Origin of the sequence: Magnetococcus sp. PR-3 (assembly GCF_036689865.1) — a bacterium.
GTDB lineage: Bacteria > Pseudomonadota > Magnetococcia > Magnetococcales > Magnetococcaceae > Magnetococcus.
In genome coordinates, this window is the sequence record NZ_JBAHUQ010000044.1 from 23,152 (window position 1) to 40,250 (window position 17,099).

Sequence of the window (17,099 nt, forward strand, 5' to 3'; positions counted from 1 at the left end):
ATAAGATATATAAATAGCAAGTAACCGGAGAGGCTACTTGTATGCCAACAACCCCACTACGGGGTTACCCAAGCGGTCTCTCGACGGGAAATGGGGAAAGGGCCATGACCAATGCAATTGATCTTCATGGCGCCCGGGTCTACAACCGTTTAAGCCGTCCCGCAGCGCCACCTCAACACCGAGCCAACCCAACGTCGGATACCCGACAGGATGGGGGGACCGGAGTGAACAGGGACCATATTACCCTGTCATCCAATACCGCACGCGTTACCGATGCGATTGATGACTTGGTAGAGGATACGTTAGACAATATGCCTGGTAGCTGGAACGCCCGTATTGAGCGTGAAGCACTGGAGCAGAGCATGATTTCACTTCGATTAGGCACCCTATACGCCTAGTTGTTGATATAACAAAAAAACCGGCCTAGTTGGCCGGTTTTTTTTATGTCCACGGTATAATGCCGGGCAATCAACAGTCTGTTTTAGCCCTTACCGTTATTCACCCTGTTTAGCAGGATCTGGCTGGCTTTGAAGGTCACCACACGACGGGCAGAAATCTCCACCTCTTCACCAGTTTTGGGGTTACGACCCTGACGGGGGTTCTTCTCCCGCATGGTGAAATTACCAAATCCGGAAATCTTAACCGGATCACCACTTTCCAGTTGGTTACGAATGAGTTCGAAAACCGATTCCACAATGTCAGCCGACTCTTTTTTAGAAAGTCCAAGCCGTTGATACACTGTCTGCACGATATCCGCTTTGGTCATGGTCACAGTAAAATCTCCCCGTGGTTTTTTTATTGAGTTCACCTATCGACCGTCCAGCTCGGCAAAGGTTCAAAAGAAAAAGCAACCTTAGCATACTAAGTAACGGAATGTACCGAAAGTTAACCACCAAACGGAACACTCTGTAAGTTGCTGACGCCCATTATACCGCTTTCCCATCGCTTTATCACGGGAAAAAGGCTTTTTATACCAACGTGTTCCAGTCATATATCCATTACATAACAGCACTAAATCTTTAAAAACTCAAATCCACCAATAACACAAAATAAAGCACTATTACAACAACATACAAACACAACCACCATATCATCAAACTGGTAATCAACCTGAACAATATGTCTATTTTCAAGTCCTAATCAGGATCTTTTTTTTTGAATTTGGAGTTTTTTTATCTGTAAGCCACGCTGTATAGCACACCTGACCCAACAATACCAGCCAACCGTTACCTTTTGTCACAGCACCTATATAAACAAATGAAAATGATTGGTATTTTTCTCGTTTTGCATTGATATGACGGGGTGTGGTAGTTTGGGCCGCATAGACATGATCATCTGCACCCTATAGATGGACCAATTGAGGAGGCACAATGAGTCGTTCCGAAAGCCTATTCCAACAGGCAGCTGGGTTGATTCCCGGAGGGGTTAACAGTCCAGTACGGGCGTTTAAATCGGTCGGTGGTTTCCCCCGCTTTATCCGTGAGGCCTCTGGTGCCACGGTTACCGATGAAGATGGAAAAACCTACATCGACTATGTCGGTTCCTGGGGCCCCATGATTTTGGGTCATGCCCCCCAAAAAGTGGTCGCTGCAGTACAACGTGCTGCGGCCAATGGCTGCTCCTATGGCGCTCCCACCCAGAGTGAAATTTTACTGGCTGAGAAGGTCATTGAACTGGTCCCATCTATTGAGATGGTCCGACTGGTCAACTCTGGTACCGAGGCTACCATGAGCGCCCTGCGCTTAGCCCGTGCGGCAACAGGTCGTGATGCCATCTTAAAGTTTGATGGGTGTTACCATGGCCATGCGGACAGCCTGTTGGTTGCAGCCGGTTCCGGTGCTGCGACCTTTGGCACCCCCTCCTCCCCAGGTGTGACCCGTGGTACGGCCAAGGATACCTTGACCGTACCCTTTAACGACATGGCTGCGGTTGAGGCCTGCTTTGCCCAGCATCCTGAAGGGATCGCTGCGGTTATCGTGGAGCCTGTTGCGGGTAACATGGGCTGTGTTCTGGCTAAGCCCGGCTTTCTACAAGGTTTACGGGACATCTGCACCAAATATGGCACCGTGCTGATTTTTGATGAGGTGATGACCGGTTTCCGTGTGGATCTAAGCTGTGCCCAAGGCCTTTACGACATCAAACCTGATCTGACCTGTCTGGGTAAGGTAATCGGGGGGGGACTGCCCGTCGGTGCCTACGGTGGTAAAGCTGAGCTGATGAACCAGATCTCACCTGCAGGCCCAGTGTATCAGGCTGGTACGCTGTCAGGTAATCCTCTGGCTACAGCCGCTGGCTTGGCTACCCTAGAAGCCATTAGTGAGCCCGGTTTTTACCAGACCCTTACCAGCCGCACCCAACGCTTGACCGATGGTATTGGCAAAGTACTGGATGAAGCGGGTATTCCCCATGTCAGCTACCATGTAGGCTCTATGTTTGGCCTGTTCTTTACCGAAGCAGATGAGGTGATGAACGTGGTGGATGCCACCCATACCAACCATGACCGCTTCAAGGATTGGTTCCACGGTATGCTGAATGAGGGTGTCTACTTCGCCCCCAGCGGCTATGAGGCTGGCTTTGTCTCCATTGCCCACGATGAAGCGATCATCGATCAAACCATTGAGATCGCACGTAAGGTGGCCAAAACACTGTAAAGCACCGCCACCCATTGCACCAAAAAAGCCAGGGTAATCGAATCGATCACCCTGGCTTTTTTGTGTTCAGATCATCCATTTATCCCAACATACGCTTAAACAAAGGCATAGGGGTCCATATCTACATCAATGCGGATCTTACGGCCGGCCATGGGTTGGGCGATATGTCGCAGATGTTTCACCATGGTATGCACCCCTTGCACGGAGTCAGCCTTAATCATCAACTGCCAACGAAAACGGTTACGCAGCTTAAACAGGGGAGCAGGCGCAGGCCCTAAAACCATCACCCCCTCCTGAGCCGGGATCAAACGTCTTAGCTCGGTGATGAACGCCCCCCCTTCTTGTAGATTAGGGGTCGAAAAACGCAAGACCGCCATCCGCTTAAAAGGGGGATACCCAACCAGATGGCGAAAACCAAACTCGGCATCGGCAAAGCGGTCACTGTCATGGTTCTGCGCCGCCTCGACCGCATAGTGGCCAGGATCAAAGGTCTGTACATAGACCCGCCCAACCTCCTCTTCCCGCCCCGCCCGCCCTGCAACCTGGGTAATAAGCTGAAACGTCCGCTCTGCAGCGCGGAAATCTGGCATCGACAAGGTTGTTTCCGCCAACACAACGCCCACCAGGGTTAACCGGGGGAAGTGGTGCCCCTTAGCCACCATTTGGGTCCCGACAAGAATATCAATCTCCCCATCCCGAAACTGAGTGAGGATCTCCTGCATGGCCCCCACCTTGGCCACAGAGTCCCGATCCAATCGTGCGACCCTAGCTTCGGGAAAACAGTTCTCCACTTCCAGTTGCAACCGTTCAGTGCCTGGACCAAATTTTACCAACCCAATCTGATGACAGCTGGGGCATAGATCCGGCACCCCCTGCACATGATCACAGTAGTGGCAAACCAGTTTAGACTCTTTTTTATGTAGGGTCAGCGCCACCGAACAGTTGGGGCAACTGACCGTTATACCGCATAGATTACAGAGAATAGCTGGCGCAAACCCCCGCCTGTTAAGAAACAACAAGGACTGTTTGCCCGCCGCCAACACCCCCGCCATGGCATCCCGCAAAGGGTGGCTGAGCAAGGTACCAAACGGCAGCCCTTCCATGGTTTTTTTGTCGGAAAGGTTGATCACCTCTACCGGCGGCATGGCAACACCGGTGGCCCGCTCCGTCAGTCTTAAATGGTGGTATTTTCCCTGCTGGGCATTATGCAGGGTCTCCATAGAGGGTGTGGCACTCCCCAGTACCAACGTCGCTTTATTCAGACGTGCCCGTACCACGGCCATATCACGGGCATTATAGGGCACCCCCTCCTCCTGCTTATAGGAGCCCTCGTGCTCCTCATCCACCACGATCAGACCTAAATCTTTAAAAGGCGCAAACAACGCGCTCCGAGCACCAATCACCACTCTGGCCTCTCCAGTCTTGGCCCGGTGCCAATCCCGGTAACGACGGGCTGAGGTCAGCTCCGAGTGAAAAACCGCCAGGTTTTCATGAAACCGCACCTCATAACGTTGGATAAGCTGAGGTGTCAACGCAATTTCCGGAACCAGCAAGAGCGCTTGCCGACCCTGAGCCAAACACTGTTCAACCGCTCGAAAGTAGACCTCTGTCTTCCCGGAGCCTGTCACCCCTTCCAGCAAAAATGGCGTAAAAGTGTGGCCACGCAGCGCTGCCTCCAACGCCTGCACACTCTCCTGCTGCTCCCAGGTTAACTCTGGGGCGGCCTGCATGGTCTCTTTAACCGCCGCTTCCTCCGCCTCAACGGCACGGTGGCGGGCGTTCCAGTTCTGTTCAGTGGTGATATACCCCCCAAGCTCCAACTGCTTTAAACGGCGGCTCAGGCCTCTGCGGCCATGGTGACGCTCAAGGGTCTCTTCTGTCAGGCCATTTTTACGTTTGCGTAGGGAGGTACAGATGGCTTGTAGCGGTTCTGGCTCTGTGGACAGTTGGTCCACATCAGCATCGCTATTCCAATGGATGCGCTGTTTACGGTCGTAACGTAAATGCCCAGGCAGGGCTGCTGTAATGACCGCACCAGCAGGCTGATGGTAATAGCGGATCATCCAATCCAACAGTTGGCGCAACTCCTCATCCAACAGAGATTCGTCGGTCAGAACCTCTTCAACCTCTTTGAGCTCACCTTTATTCCATTGGGGTTCGGTACTGCGGGCCCACACCATACCGGTACGCAAGGATCGCCCAACAGGCACCAAAACCAGATGCCCAGGATGGCAGATCTCCGCCAGTTCAGCAGGAATTTTGTAAGAAAAGGAGGCGTCGCGTGCGCCGGTGAGTGCGACCAGGGCGTACATGGATACTCCCATGGGGTGCGGTTTACAAGAAGGGTGTCAGGACCGGTTATAGCCTATAAACTGGGGCCTTTTATTCGGGTGGTGCCTCATCATACTGGGGCACCCCTTCACCAATGGTTTCCCACTGGGCTTTAGATCCCACATAAATGTGCCGCTGGAGCTCAATCTCTGCATCCTCATCCAGGCAGCCTAAGGCCACCCCGTGGATCTGACCAGCAACAACCCCACACAACATAGAACCGCAGACGCGGCAAAACTGCTTGCCAGCGCCATGGGCCCCCACATAGGTGGTGAGCAGATCCTCGCCCGAGGTCCAAGAGAACTGGTCAGGTTGGACCAAGGCATACGCCGAAGCTTGCGCACTAAACGCTTTTCGACACCGTGAACAGTGGCAGGACCGGGCGTCAAAAACGGTACCATCAATACGGTAGCTTACCGCCCCACAAAAACAGCGCCCGGTCATCGCCATATCCCTACCCTTTAGGAAAAACCCAGGCTTTAAGGAAACATCAATGCTTCCTCAAAGCCTGGGGGTCTCATCCAACAGGCTTAAGCTTTAACCGCTTTAATCAGGTTCTCAATCACTATGTCCTGATCCGCTTCACTCAGGAAGGGATGCATCGGCAGACTCATCACCTCTGCAGCAGCCTGCTCGGCAACAGGGAAGGAGGGGTCAGGCTCACCATTTTTGGCACGGATCTCCTTAAAGACCGGCTGAAAAGGCAGAGGAATGGGGTAGTGCACCGCTGTGGGCACCCCATTATCACGCAGCGTCTGCTGTACGGCATCACGGTTGGCCACCCGCACCGTGAACTGGGCAAAGACACTGATGTTGCCCTCTCGGATCACCGGTGTCTGCACATGATCCTTTAGACCATCAATATAGCGGTGCGCAATGCGCTGACGGGCATCAATCTCATCTTGGAAGTGGGGAAGTTTGGCCCCCAGAACAGCGGCTTGTATGGAGTCCAAACGACCATTAATCCCCAAAAAGGCGTGCTGGTAACGTACCGACTGGCCATGATCTTTAACCTGACGAACCTTCTTAGCCAGATCATCATTATCGGTAAAGACCATACCCCCATCCCCAAAACAGCCCAACGGCTTAGCCGGGAAAAAGGAGACGGCAGAGGCATCCGTCAAAGCACAGGAGCGCTTACCGCGGTAGCTGGCACCCAGAGATTGGCAGGCATCTTCCAGAACAGGAATGCCATGCTTCTCACCAATGGCATTCAGCACATCATAATCGGCACACTGGCCATACAGGGAGACCGGTAGAATAAGCTTGGTGTTGGGTGTAATGGCCGCTTCAACCTTAACCGGGTCAATGTTAAAGGTATCGGGCTCCACATCCACAAAAACAGGCTTGGCCCCAACCATACCAATCACCTCTGCGGTGGCGATAAAGGTAAAGGCTGTGGTGATCACCTCATCCCCAGGGCCAATATCCCAGGCCATAAGTAAGGCCAACAGGGCATCGGTACCCGAAGAGACGCCAATCCCATGCTTGGCACCCACAAATGCGGCAAGATCCCGCTCCAGGTCACCAATCCAGGGACCATTGATAAAGCGCACCGTCTCCACCACATCCTTCATGGCGGCATCGATCTCTGCCTGATAGGCGTGATACTGGGTCTTCAGGTCAATAAACTGCATGGAACCGGCTCCAACATGGCGTAAAAGTTTGTTAAGAAGATGAGCTTTTAAAGTAAGCCCGATATCAACCACATGAGAAGATCCACACCCATCCATACTACAGATGGAACCATTGCAGATTCCCAATTCCCCACTCACTTCAACCACCGTGTCAGCTGCTCACATCATCTATGACTGTTCCACACCAGCACAGACCTGTTTTAACGAACAACGGACCACCTATGGTGGTCATCCTGACCTCCAAAATACTCAAAAAAACTACAGCTCGACCACCAGTTCACCCCGGAAAACCTCCGTGGCAGGCCCAGTCATCATCACTCGGTCACTCTCCAGCCAGGTGATCTGTAGTTCTCCCCCATCCAGAACCACCGTACACTCACGATCCACCCAACCTTGGCGCATACAGGCGACCGCAGCCGCACACGCACCTGTGCCACAGGCGGGCGTAATACCTGCCCCACGCTCCCACACCCGCATACGGATCCGGTCCCGGCTTAAGACCTGAACCACCTCAAAATTTATGCGGTTGGGAAACAGTGCATGATGCTCCACCTGGGGACCGATGGTGGCCAGATCAAAATGTTCAACATCCGCCACACGCACTACCGTATGGGGGTTACCCATGGAAAGGGCCGTCATCGTGTATGTGGCTCCACCCACCACCACATCCACAGCCACCATTTCATCATCCCGATCCACCGGAATGGTACGGCCCTGCCAATGGGGGCGCCCCATATCCACCGTAATCGCAGCTTGGGAGTTCACACAGGGGCGGATAACACCAGCCAGGGTCTCTACCGCTAACTCGGAGGCCATCTGCCGATGCTCACGCAGGTAAAGCCCCACACAGCGCATGGCATTTCCACACATCTCAGCCTGGGAACCATCGGGGTTATAGATACGCATTTGTGCATCCACCCCCCCCTCACTGGGTAGTAACTGTACCACCTGATCACACCCAACCCCATGACGGCGATCCGCCCAGAACGCAGCCTCCTGAGCCGTCAGCTCACGGGGGGTATCCATGTGATCCAGCACCACAAAATCGTTACCCAAACCATGCATTTTTACAAAGCGTTCAGCCACGGCACTCAATCCTCAAAAAATGATTCATTGGCCAGCAGCTGATCCACCGTCTCACGTTTACGTACCACAGCAAACTGATCACCGCGGACCATTACCTCAGCCACACGGGGACGTGTATTGTAGTTACTGCTCATGACAAAACCATAGGCCCCAGCTGAGCGTACCGCAAGCAGCTCATCCTGGTAGACCTCTGTCAAATAGCGATCCCTGGCAAAAAAGTCACCAGTTTCACAAATGGGGCCTACCACATCCACCACCTGCTCTTCCCGGTCAAATTTACGTTGCACGGGGATCACCCCATGGTATGCATCGTAAATGGCGGGACGCAGTAGATCATTCATCCCGGCATCGGTAATGACAAAGTGGCGCTCTTCCCCTTTTTTAACATACTCCACACGGGTTACCAGCACCCCAGCATTGCCCGCAATCGCCCGTCCAGGCTCCAGGATAACCGTCACAGGCATACCATCTAACTGCTTCAGCAAAGCGGTTGCCAGATCTGCTGGGCTGGGTGGAGCCTCACCATCCTCATAGGGAATACCCAACCCCCCCCCAAGATCCAGATTGCGAATCTCTATGCCATGATCTTTCAACGCATGGATCAGCACCATCACCCGCTTTAGGGCATCCACAAAAGGGGAGAGCTCGGTCAGCTGGGAACCGATATGACAATCCAGCCCCACCACCTCCACATGACTCATATCCTGCGCTTGTTGGTAAGCCGCGACAGCTTCCTCAAAGGGGATACCAAACTTGTTGCGCTTAAGCCCTGTTGAGATGTAAGGGTGGGTCTTAGGGTCGACATCCGGGTTAATACGCAGGGTCACCGGTGCTGCCACATCCATGGCCAAAGCCACCTCTTGAATGCGCTGTAGTTCGGGTATGGACTCCACATTAAACATGCGAACACCATAGCTCAGCGCCGCCTGGATCTCCGCATGGCTCTTACCCACACCGGAAAATACAATACGCTCACCAGGACAACCCACCCGCTGCACCCGCTCCAGCTCACCACCGGAGACAATATCAAAACCAGCCCCCTGCTTGGCCAATGCATGAAGAACGGCCAGATTACTGTTGGCCTTGACCGAATAACAGATCAGGCTATCACTCCCCGCAAAGGCCTGCTGAAACACCTTAAGATGGTGTAACAGGGTGCGCTCGGAGTAGCAGTAAAAAGGGGTACCCACTGAACGGGCAACCTCTTCCAGGTCTACCTCTTCACAGAAAAGCTGGTCATCCTGATAGTGAAAATAATCCATAACCTAAAGCCCACTATGGGTTAAACGCCGCCCGATTGTAGCGACGGAATGATCTTTTGAACAGGGAAGGAGATATCCTGCGCCATATACACAGGTCTGCGTGGAAGAGGCAGATACCGCCAATCGAATTAGTACTTCTTCTCTTTTTTGCTACCAGGTTTCTCATCCGGCATATAGAGATCGCCCTTATAGCCACAGCCAGAGAGTACAAACAGGGTGATCACAGCAACCAGTAAGGTACGCATGGTCTATTCTCCCAAAAAAATCTGGATCCTAAAGCTCTGTTATACGTTGTTTTGTGGGTGTGGGTCCAGAGCGCAGGCATGGAAACCGTGGCTCTAAACAGCAGATCTTAGGCCATCCTAAAAAGAGACCCAGGATAAAGTTAGGCGTTCCACCCATACCATCCGGTTATGAATCACACCCAAAAATGGGCTTTTCATCCCACAAAAAAAGAGCCTAGAACAGAAGACCAAGGGGGAGACCAGGTCATCTCTACCCAGCCTCCCCCATCATCATTTGAAGTATAGAAGGCGCTTAGCCCAGTGCGATCTTGGCCTTGGCAATGGCTTGGCGCACTGTCTCTACAGCCGTACCCCCGATGGCCTGACGGGCATTAACCGAGGCCTCTACCGACAAGACCCCCGTGACATCCGACTCAATCCGGCCATCCACAGACTGTAGATCCGCCAAGGTCAGCCCATCCAAATCTACCCCTTTATCTTCCGCCACACGGACGATGGTACCCACAATCTCATGGGCTTCACGGAAGGGGATCTGTTTACGGACCAGATAGTCCGCCAAATCTGTCGCTGTGGCAAAACCCGCCCCAGCTGTGGTACGCATCTTCTCAACCTGAGGTTCCATGCCTGGAACCATATCCCCAAAAACACGCAAGCAGGCGCGCACGGTATCTACCGCATCAAAGACCGCCTCCTTGTCCTCCTGCATGTCCCGGTTATAGGCCAAGGGTAGACCCTTCATGAGGGTCAAAACCCCGGTCAGCGCCCCATAAACACGCCCCACCTTGCCCCGTACAAGCTCAGGAACATCGGGGTTTTTCTTCTGGGGCATAATGCTGGAACCTGTACAGAATGCATCGGGCAGGCGGATAAAGCCATATGCCGGAGCACTCCATAAAATCAGCTCTTCGGAAAAACGTGAGAGATGCATCATCAAAGTCGAACAGGCGGCCATCATCTCAATGGCAAAATCCCGATCCGAAACGGCATCCAAGGAGTTCTCACACAATCCATCAAATGCCAACTCTTTGGCCACACTCTCCCGATCCAGGGGAAAAGTGGTACCCGCTAAGGCTGCAGAACCTAAAGGCATACGGTTCAAGCGGGGGCGCATATCACGAAAACGGCCATAGTCACGGCTGAGCATCTCATAATAGGCCATAAGGTGGTGGCCAAAGGTAACCGGCTGGGCACTCTGCATATGGGTAAAGCCGGGCATGATCACATCGGCATGCTTATCCGCCAAGTTTACCAAGCCGGATTGCAGGGTATGGATCGCCTCCAAGATGGCATCCAACTCATCCCGCAAATAGAGACGGAAGTCGGTAGCCACCTGATCATTCCGTGAACGGGCGGTGTGTAACTTACCCGCCACAGGACCAATAATCTCGGTAAGGCGACTCTCCACATGCATGTGGATATCCTCCAGCGTATTGCTGTAGGTCATCTCACCCCGGTCGATCTCACCCCGGACCTGGTCCAGCCCGGCCAAAATCTTATCTGCATCCGCCTGGGGAATAATCCCCTGTTGGCCCAACATGCGGCAGTGGGCTTTGGAGCCACGGATATCATGTTGGTAGAGACGCACATCGTATTCAATGGAGGCGCTGAATGCTTCGACAAAAGCGTTGGTGGGTTCACTAAAACGTCCACCCCACAATTTGCCCATAGGCTTGCCGTCAGACATGCGATGACTCCGTAGATTCGGTTGAGTTAACAAATGAAAAGGTAGGATAGGGCCACACACCATACCGACTGATGCACAAAGTATACGGGGGAATCAGAAGGGATCAATGATGAACGGTATTGGAAACGAAAAGATAAAACCTTGGGGCGTAACCCTTTACCCTTCGTTTAAAAGGGGAAAGTGCGTATCCCTTGAAAAACCCCAAGCCCTATTTCGGACATGTAACCAAGCAGACAGCCCCTTGGTTTTGGGTAAGTTCAACGGTTTGAATGGTCAAACCAACCCAAAAGAAGGGCCCGGAGAAATGCCACCTCCAGGCCCCCTTTCTGGTTATTTTTCAGGGCCGTTACGCAACACAGCCGCAATACGCATACGCAGTGCATTGAGCTTGATAAAGCCATCGGCATCGGCCTGATTGTAGGCACCTTCATCATCTTCAAAGGTGGCAATAGCCGGATCAAACAGTGAGTTATCTGACTGACGACCCACCACGATGACGTTACCTTTATAGAGCTTCAGCCGAACTTTACCGTTCACAAAAGCCTGTGAGGCATCAATCATGGTCTGCAGCATCTCCCGCTCAGGGGAGAACCAGTAGCCGTTGTAGACCAGTTTGGCGTAGCGGGGCATCAACTCATCTTTCATATGCGCCACTTCACGATCCAGCGTCAACGACTCCATCGCACGGTGTGCCACACCCAAAATGGTGCCACCTGGTGTCTCGTATACACCACGAGACTTCATACCAACATAGCGGTTTTCCACCAGATCCAAACGACCAATACCATTGGCACCGCCCAACTCATTGAGCTTGGCCAACAGTGTCGCAGCACTCATCTCCACCCCATCAATGGCCACCAGGTCACCTTGACGGAAGGTCATCTCCACATAGGTGGGGGTATCGGGCGCGGCTTCGGGGGAGACGGAGAGTACAAACATATCTTCGTCTGGCTCTGTCCAAGGATCTTCCAGCGCATTCCCTTCAAAAGAGATATGCAGCAGGTTACGGTCCATGGAGTAAGGCACTTCACCACGTTTGTCGGTGGGCACTGGAATACCATGTTTTTCAGCATAACCAAACAGCTTGTCACGGCTGGTCAGGTCCCACTCACGCCAAGGTGCAATGACCTTAATATCAGGACGGAGCGCATAGTAACCCAGCTCAAAACGTACCTGATCATTCCCTTTACCCGTGGCCCCATGGGAAACGGCCTCGGCACCGGTGGCATTGGCAATCTCAATCTGACGCTTGGCGATCAGCGGGCGAGCAATAGAGGTTCCCAGATGGTAAACCCCTTCATAAAGGGTATTGGCACGGTACATGGGGAAAACAAAGTCCCGTACAAACTCCTCTTTAAGATCATCAATGTAGATCTCTTTTACACCAAACTGCTCAGCCTTGGCGCGGGCAGGCTCCAGCTCTTCGTCCTGACCCAAATCCGCACAAAAAGCCACCACTTCGCACTGGTACTCATCCTGAAGCCACTTCAGAATGATGGAGGTATCCAGGCCACCGGAGTAAGCCAGAACCACTTTATCGATATTATTGGACATGCTATCCACCTTCCACGCGTTGGTTATGCCTCTACGGGCAAATCACCAAGTACCAAAAGTTCCAAAATGGCCTTCTGCACATGCAGACGGTTCTCCGCCTCATCCCACACCACAGATTGAGACCCTTCCAACACAGCTGCCGTCACCTCTTCACCCCGGTGGGCCGGTAGACAATGCATAAACAGGGCATCAGGATCTGCCGCAGCCATCAGGCCACTATCCACCTGATAGGAGGCAAAGACCTCCTTACGTTTGGTGTTCTCCTCCTCCTGCCCCATTGAGGTCCAGACATCGGTCGTCACCAAATCGGCCTGATCCACCCCCTGACGGGGATCCCGCACCAAGGTGATGGAACCATCCACCTCACGCTCAGAAAGCTCCTTACGGGCCGCTGAGAGGATATCTGCATCGGGTTCATAGTCATGGGGGCAAGCCAGGGTCAAATGGAACCCATGACGCACAGCCGCCTGGATCCAGGTATTGGCCATGTTGTTGCCATCTCCAATCCAGGCAACCCGTTTACCTTTGAGAGATCCACGTTTCTCTTCATAGGTAAAGATATCTGCCAGCACCTGACAGGGATGCAGGGTATCCGTTAGACCATTGATCACCGGAACACTGGCATACTCCGCCATAATCTCAACATTGGCCTGTTCAAAGGTACGTACCATGATGCAATCCACATAACGGGAAAGCACCCGGGCACTGTCCTTTACCCCCTCACCACGCCCCAATTGAATATCCCGCGCAGATAAAAACAGCGCTTTACCACCCAGTTGGAACATCCCGGCTTCAAAAGAAACACGGGTACGGGTTGAGGATTTTTCAAAAAGCATAGCCAGGGTACGGCCATCCAGTGTACGCACAGGCTCATGCTTCTCTAGCTTCTGCTTGAGGGTAGCAGCCCGTTGAAAAAGTGCGGTGAACTGCCCACTGTCCAGGTCGGTCAGTGCCAGAAGGTCCCGCTTTGGTTGCGTGTTGTTGCCCATAACGACTTCGCCACGTTGTTGGCGTTTCTCCGTGCTCAGGAGAAACTTAGAATAGATCGGAGAGTACTTCCGCCAAAATTGCCACCCCTTGGTCAATCTCCTCTTCCGAGATCACCAATGGTGGTAAAAAGCGCAGGATGGTACCCATGCAACAGTTAATCAACAAACCACGGGAGAGACAGATAGAAGCCACCTCTTCACCGGGTGCATTCAGCTCTACAGCCACCATCAAGCCCTGGCCACGCACCTGCTTGACCATGCGGCGCCCTTCGGCCATCTGGCGGAGCGCATTCATGAAATATTCACCCCGTGCCTGCACCTGGGGTAAAAAGTCATCGCTCAACATAACATCCAAGGTAGCCAGACCGGCAGCAGCACTCAGGGGGTTGCCACCAAAGGTGGAACCATGGGTACCCGGTGCAAAGGCTGCCGCAATCTCGCGCTTAGCCAAGCAGGCCCCCATGGGAACCCCAGAAGCCAACGCCTTGGAAGCGGTCATAATATCCGGTGTGACATCACTCCACTGGTGGGCCCACATCTTACCGGTACGCCCCATACCAGACTGAACTTCATCCAGAACCAGCAGAATATCCTTACGATCACACAGATCACGTAACTTGTTCAGGTAATCCCCATCGGGCACCCGAATACCGGACTCACCCTGGATCGGCTCCAACATAATGGCAGCCGTATAGGGGCCAATGGCTTTTTCCATGGCCTCCAGGTCATTGAACGGTACATAGCGGAACCCAGGCACCAAAGGCTCAAAACCCGCCTGAACCTTCTCCTGCCCCGATGCGGTCAAGGTAGCCAGGGTACGGCCATGGAAGGAGTTGGTTGCCGTAATGATCTCGTAACGACCTGGCTGCCCGCGATCCTTCATATATTTACGCACCAGCTTAATGGCCGCTTCGTTGGCGTCGGCACCGCTGTTGCTAAAAAAGACCTGGTCGGCAAAACAGGAGCTGATCAACCGCTCCCCTAAGGCTTCCTGATTGGGAATACGGTAGAGGTTGGAAGTGTGGGTCAGCTTGGCCACCTGGGTTTGAACCGCCTCAACCACAGCAGGATGGCTGTGACCTAAGTTATTCACCCCAATACCGGACAGAAAATCCAAATAGGCCCGTCCGTTGGTATCCCAAAGACGCACCCCTTCACCCCGTTCAAAGGCGACTGGATACCGTCCATAGGTGGACATGATCGAACCGGTTTTGTCGTTCATGATCCCCAAGCTCCCCTAACCAACATACCGCTCTCGGTAAGAGAGCCTATAAATTTACCCACGGTATGGATCGCTTTTCATCCCCACGACCATCCCGCACATAGAATTCCGAAAAAACACTCTTTTTACCTGATCTGGGCCGGTTTATCTAGCCCCCTTGTCGCAAACAGCGCTTTTGTAGCCGGCTTTCTCTCCTTTTTTTGGGTATATCTTGTCATTCAGGCAAGATAACCCAACGGGTCCGCCCCCCTAAAACCTAGCCACTCTGTGGAAATATAATTGACGCTAAAAAATCCATGAAGATGTTAAACCTTATGATTTAAGAGGTTTAGTGAGCCGTACCGGTGACCTCTACACCCCACACCGATACCATACCTCCCCCAACACGGCTTGCCACCCTATTCAGGCCTAACAAAGAGTTAACAAAAAGCAAAAAGCCCGGTATAAACCGGGCTTTTTGTGTCAAACATCCATCTCTTCGCATAAAACAGAATGAGCTGGATTAGATGTAAAGCGTGATATCTGCTTCACCTGCTTCTTCAAAGAATTTAGCTGCGCCCGCATACTCCAGCTCATCCAACAGTTCTTCGTGCTTGAAGTCAAACAGGTCAACGGTCATCTGGCAGGCGATCATTTTGATCTCTGCTTCAATGGCCAGCTCCATCAAATCATCGATAGAGGCAACACCCTTCTTCTTCATCTTGTCCTTCATCATCACGGTTGCCATGGCTTCCATACCAGGAATAGCCTGAACCAGGACGGGCATGGGAACCGGCATAGGCATAGCAGGGTTACCCAAAGGCGAGATCTTAAGATCACGCTGCTTCTTTACTACCTGCAGACCGTAGAAGGTCCAGAAGATGGAAACGTCGTAATCCAGAGCCGCCGCCGTGGTTGCCAGGATCAACGGGGGATAAGCCCAATCCAGCGTACCTTTGGTGGCGATGATGGCCATTTTCTTTTGATCGGACATGTGATACCCCCCCTTAGCTTATTGCTTCTCGATTTCGTAGTAGAAAACGTCACCGTTCTCGGAAGCTTTAGCCATCTTGTTACCGGTCTGGGCACAGAAAGACTCGAAGTCTTTGGCAGAACCGGGATCAGTGGCCTCAATCGACAGGATCTGACCGGGTTGCATATCCTTGAGAGCCTTCTTGGCTTTCAGAATGGGCAGGGGGCAGTTCAGTCCTTTAGCGTCCAGGTGCTTATCAGCCATGCTTCATTTCCTCCGTTGGGGCCGTGAGGGCCACATGATTTCACAGTATTAGCACTACATAATAATCTACTATAAGGTAATGGGTTCAGGGTATGATGCAACGTTTTTTTTCACACAACCGTCAAGAAGCCTCGTTATTCCTCGACAAAACAGACAGATAAGCTGAAACATCATCGCATCAACCATTTGTATTTACGGCATTTTCAAAACAGATATTGAAATTTCAAGATCACATAATCAGCTTTTACTTTTTTTTCGGTTTACCGTCACATCGTCCCTTTGTTTCCCGCAAATCCCCCTGCTAACGGTTCGTGTACCTGATTTTTTTACCCCTCAGACAAACACTGAATGATAAAATCCACACAAATAGGAACAGGGTGTGCATATAAGCCTTTGATTACCGGTTTTAGCTGTACGCTAATCTGTTATAGAAACAGAGAGAAAAATGCCTAAAACCCGTGCAACCCTTAACCAGAAGTCGGCCCATGTTCAAATACATACTGGTTCTGTTTATTTTGACACTGATTCTGTGGATGTTGGCCAAGATGCGCGACATTCGCGAACGTCGTGCTGCCGATATCATGCCGACCGATGAGCATACCGTGCTTTTTGGCCTTTTTTTGACGCTATCCAGTGCTGCGGTCGCCTACTACAGGGATTATGGCAGCTACCCGTTGATGGTTCAGGGGGCCCCGGATGGATTGATTGAAAAAGGCTACTTGGAAAACTCTGACCTCGCCACTATGACCAGCGCTCTGCCGCTCTTCTCTGTTGTGATTGCAGAGTACAATGGCTATGGCATCTGCCTAGAAAACTGCACCTCTTCTATTACAGAGGGGATCTTAGAGCGCAATACTGAGATGGGTGGTAAGCTCAATTTTATGGATTACAAATCGGACCGCTACGTAACATTGACACCCCCGATCCGTAATGACTTTATCAACCTAACCCTGCCCTTACCGTTAAAGCCCAAATCAGTCGATTAAGTGGCTTGACTCTACCTTTAAAAAACGCAACCGCGACCTAACAGGGTCGGTTGCGTTTTTTTGTGGCCAAAAGCTTGTTTAAACGGTCTTTCCCCCACAACCTGCGCCACAACCCCTCCCACACATTCAAAGCCCCCCAACCCCCACGACAAGAGCCCCTAGGCATAAGTAACGCATAAATAAACACGTCCCTCCCTGTTCAGCATCCACCGTAACTCGTCACAATGCATCAATAA

Annotated in this window: 16 protein-coding genes; 3 read left to right on the top strand and 13 right to left on the bottom strand. The window is 52.3% G+C overall.

Annotated elements, in window-relative coordinates; translation table 11 throughout:
* Positions 1-104: 104 nt before the first annotated feature.
* Complete coding sequence (locus V5T57_RS19045; RefSeq protein WP_332892850.1) at positions 105-398, top strand: hypothetical protein; 294 nt, start codon at positions 105-107, stop codon at positions 396-398.
* A gap of 83 nt (positions 399-481) precedes the next feature.
* On the opposite strand, the gene V5T57_RS19050 is transcribed toward V5T57_RS19045, so the two are convergent.
* Positions 482-766, bottom strand: coding sequence for an integration host factor subunit alpha (locus V5T57_RS19050; protein ID WP_442918244.1), 285 nt, complete (start codon positions 764-766; stop codon positions 482-484).
* Positions 767-1,370: 604 nt separating this feature from the next.
* Between V5T57_RS19050 and hemL the strand changes: the two genes are divergently transcribed.
* Positions 1,371-2,651, top strand: coding sequence for a glutamate-1-semialdehyde 2,1-aminomutase (hemL, locus tag V5T57_RS19055; protein WP_332892852.1), 1,281 nt, complete (start codon positions 1,371-1,373; stop codon positions 2,649-2,651).
* 95 nt (positions 2,652-2,746) lie between these two features.
* Here hemL and priA read toward each other — a convergent pair whose 3' ends face one another.
* From priA to V5T57_RS19115, 12 genes are all read right to left on the bottom strand, one after another.
* Complete coding sequence (gene priA / locus V5T57_RS19060; protein ID WP_332892853.1) at positions 2,747-4,963, bottom strand: replication restart helicase PriA; 2,217 nt, start codon at positions 4,961-4,963, stop codon at positions 2,747-2,749.
* A 70-nt stretch (positions 4,964-5,033) separates the two neighbouring features.
* Positions 5,034-5,432 (bottom strand): GFA family protein, encoded by a 399-nt coding sequence (locus V5T57_RS19065; RefSeq protein WP_332892854.1) that lies wholly within the window; start codon positions 5,430-5,432, stop codon positions 5,034-5,036.
* 80 nt (positions 5,433-5,512) lie between these two features.
* On the bottom strand, positions 5,513-6,619 hold the full coding sequence (locus V5T57_RS19070; RefSeq protein WP_332892855.1) for a DegT/DnrJ/EryC1/StrS family aminotransferase: 1,107 nt from the start codon (positions 6,617-6,619) through the stop codon (positions 5,513-5,515).
* A gap of 258 nt (positions 6,620-6,877) precedes the next feature.
* Complete coding sequence (gene dapF, locus V5T57_RS19075) at positions 6,878-7,705, bottom strand: diaminopimelate epimerase (protein WP_332892856.1); 828 nt, start codon at positions 7,703-7,705, stop codon at positions 6,878-6,880.
* Positions 7,706-7,710: 5 nt separating this feature from the next.
* Positions 7,711-8,967, bottom strand: a complete 1,257-nt coding sequence (lysA, locus tag V5T57_RS19080; RefSeq protein WP_332892857.1) for a diaminopimelate decarboxylase — start codon at positions 8,965-8,967, stop codon at positions 7,711-7,713.
* Between the two features lie 128 nt (positions 8,968-9,095).
* Entirely contained in the window at positions 9,096-9,212 is a 117-nt protein-coding gene (lptM, locus tag V5T57_RS19085; RefSeq protein WP_332892858.1) for an LPS translocon maturation chaperone LptM, read from the bottom strand.
* A 292-nt stretch (positions 9,213-9,504) separates the two neighbouring features.
* Positions 9,505-10,896 (bottom strand): argininosuccinate lyase, encoded by a 1,392-nt coding sequence (gene argH, locus V5T57_RS19090; protein WP_332892859.1) that lies wholly within the window; start codon positions 10,894-10,896, stop codon positions 9,505-9,507.
* A 330-nt stretch (positions 10,897-11,226) separates the two neighbouring features.
* Positions 11,227-12,450 (bottom strand): argininosuccinate synthase, encoded by a 1,224-nt coding sequence (locus V5T57_RS19095; RefSeq protein WP_332892860.1) that lies wholly within the window; start codon positions 12,448-12,450, stop codon positions 11,227-11,229.
* Positions 12,451-12,473: 23 nt separating this feature from the next.
* Entirely contained in the window at positions 12,474-13,439 is a 966-nt protein-coding gene (argF, locus tag V5T57_RS19100) for an ornithine carbamoyltransferase (RefSeq protein ID WP_332892861.1), read from the bottom strand.
* Positions 13,440-13,485: 46 nt separating this feature from the next.
* Positions 13,486-14,661: an aspartate aminotransferase family protein gene (locus V5T57_RS19105; RefSeq protein WP_332892862.1), complete on the bottom strand. Its 1,176-nt coding sequence runs from the start codon at positions 14,659-14,661 to the stop codon at positions 13,486-13,488.
* 502 nt (positions 14,662-15,163) lie between these two features.
* Positions 15,164-15,634 carry a sulfur carrier protein DsrE2 gene (gene dsrE2, locus V5T57_RS19110; protein WP_332892863.1) on the bottom strand — a complete coding sequence of 157 codons (471 nt, stop codon included), beginning with the start codon at positions 15,632-15,634 and terminating at the stop codon, positions 15,164-15,166.
* A gap of 18 nt (positions 15,635-15,652) precedes the next feature.
* Positions 15,653-15,877 (bottom strand): sulfurtransferase TusA family protein, encoded by a 225-nt coding sequence (locus V5T57_RS19115; RefSeq protein ID WP_332892864.1) that lies wholly within the window; start codon positions 15,875-15,877, stop codon positions 15,653-15,655.
* Between the two features lie 485 nt (positions 15,878-16,362).
* On the opposite strand from V5T57_RS19115, the gene V5T57_RS19120 reads away from it, so the two are divergent.
* The gene (locus tag V5T57_RS19120) at positions 16,363-16,863 is read left to right on the top strand and encodes a hypothetical protein (RefSeq protein ID WP_332892865.1); all 501 of its coding nucleotides are present in this window, start codon (positions 16,363-16,365) and stop codon (positions 16,861-16,863) included.
* Positions 16,864-17,099: the final 236 nt, after the last annotated feature.

What these genes read in the sequence shown, in the direction of transcription:
- V5T57_RS19045 (WP_332892850.1), top strand. Translation starts at nt 105, where the DNA reads ATGACCAATGCAATTGATCTTCATGGCGCCCGGGTCTACAACCGTTTA.
- V5T57_RS19050 (WP_442918244.1), bottom strand. Translation starts at nt 766, where the DNA reads ATGACCAAAGCGGATATCGTGCAGACAGTGTATCAACGGCTTGGACTT.
- hemL (WP_332892852.1), top strand. Translation starts at nt 1,371, where the DNA reads ATGAGTCGTTCCGAAAGCCTATTCCAACAGGCAGCTGGGTTGATTCCC.
- priA (WP_332892853.1), bottom strand. Translation starts at nt 4,963, where the DNA reads ATGTACGCCCTGGTCGCACTCACCGGCGCACGCGACGCCTCCTTTTCT.
- V5T57_RS19065 (WP_332892854.1), bottom strand. Translation starts at nt 5,432, where the DNA reads ATGGCGATGACCGGGCGCTGTTTTTGTGGGGCGGTAAGCTACCGTATT.
- V5T57_RS19070 (WP_332892855.1), bottom strand. Translation starts at nt 6,619, where the DNA reads ATGCAGTTTATTGACCTGAAGACCCAGTATCACGCCTATCAGGCAGAG.
- lysA (WP_332892857.1), bottom strand. Translation starts at nt 8,967, where the DNA reads ATGGATTATTTTCACTATCAGGATGACCAGCTTTTCTGTGAAGAGGTA.
- lptM (WP_332892858.1), bottom strand. Translation starts at nt 9,212, where the DNA reads ATGCGTACCTTACTGGTTGCTGTGATCACCCTGTTTGTACTCTCTGGC.
- argH (WP_332892859.1), bottom strand. Translation starts at nt 10,896, where the DNA reads ATGTCTGACGGCAAGCCTATGGGCAAATTGTGGGGTGGACGTTTTAGT.
- V5T57_RS19095 (WP_332892860.1), bottom strand. Translation starts at nt 12,450, where the DNA reads ATGTCCAATAATATCGATAAAGTGGTTCTGGCTTACTCCGGTGGCCTG.
- argF (WP_332892861.1), bottom strand. Translation starts at nt 13,439, where the DNA reads ATGGGCAACAACACGCAACCAAAGCGGGACCTTCTGGCACTGACCGAC.
- V5T57_RS19105 (WP_332892862.1), bottom strand. Translation starts at nt 14,661, where the DNA reads ATGAACGACAAAACCGGTTCGATCATGTCCACCTATGGACGGTATCCA.
- dsrE2 (WP_332892863.1), bottom strand. Translation starts at nt 15,634, where the DNA reads ATGTCCGATCAAAAGAAAATGGCCATCATCGCCACCAAAGGTACGCTG.
- V5T57_RS19115 (WP_332892864.1), bottom strand. Translation starts at nt 15,877, where the DNA reads ATGGCTGATAAGCACCTGGACGCTAAAGGACTGAACTGCCCCCTGCCC.
- V5T57_RS19120 (WP_332892865.1), top strand. Translation starts at nt 16,363, where the DNA reads ATGTTCAAATACATACTGGTTCTGTTTATTTTGACACTGATTCTGTGG.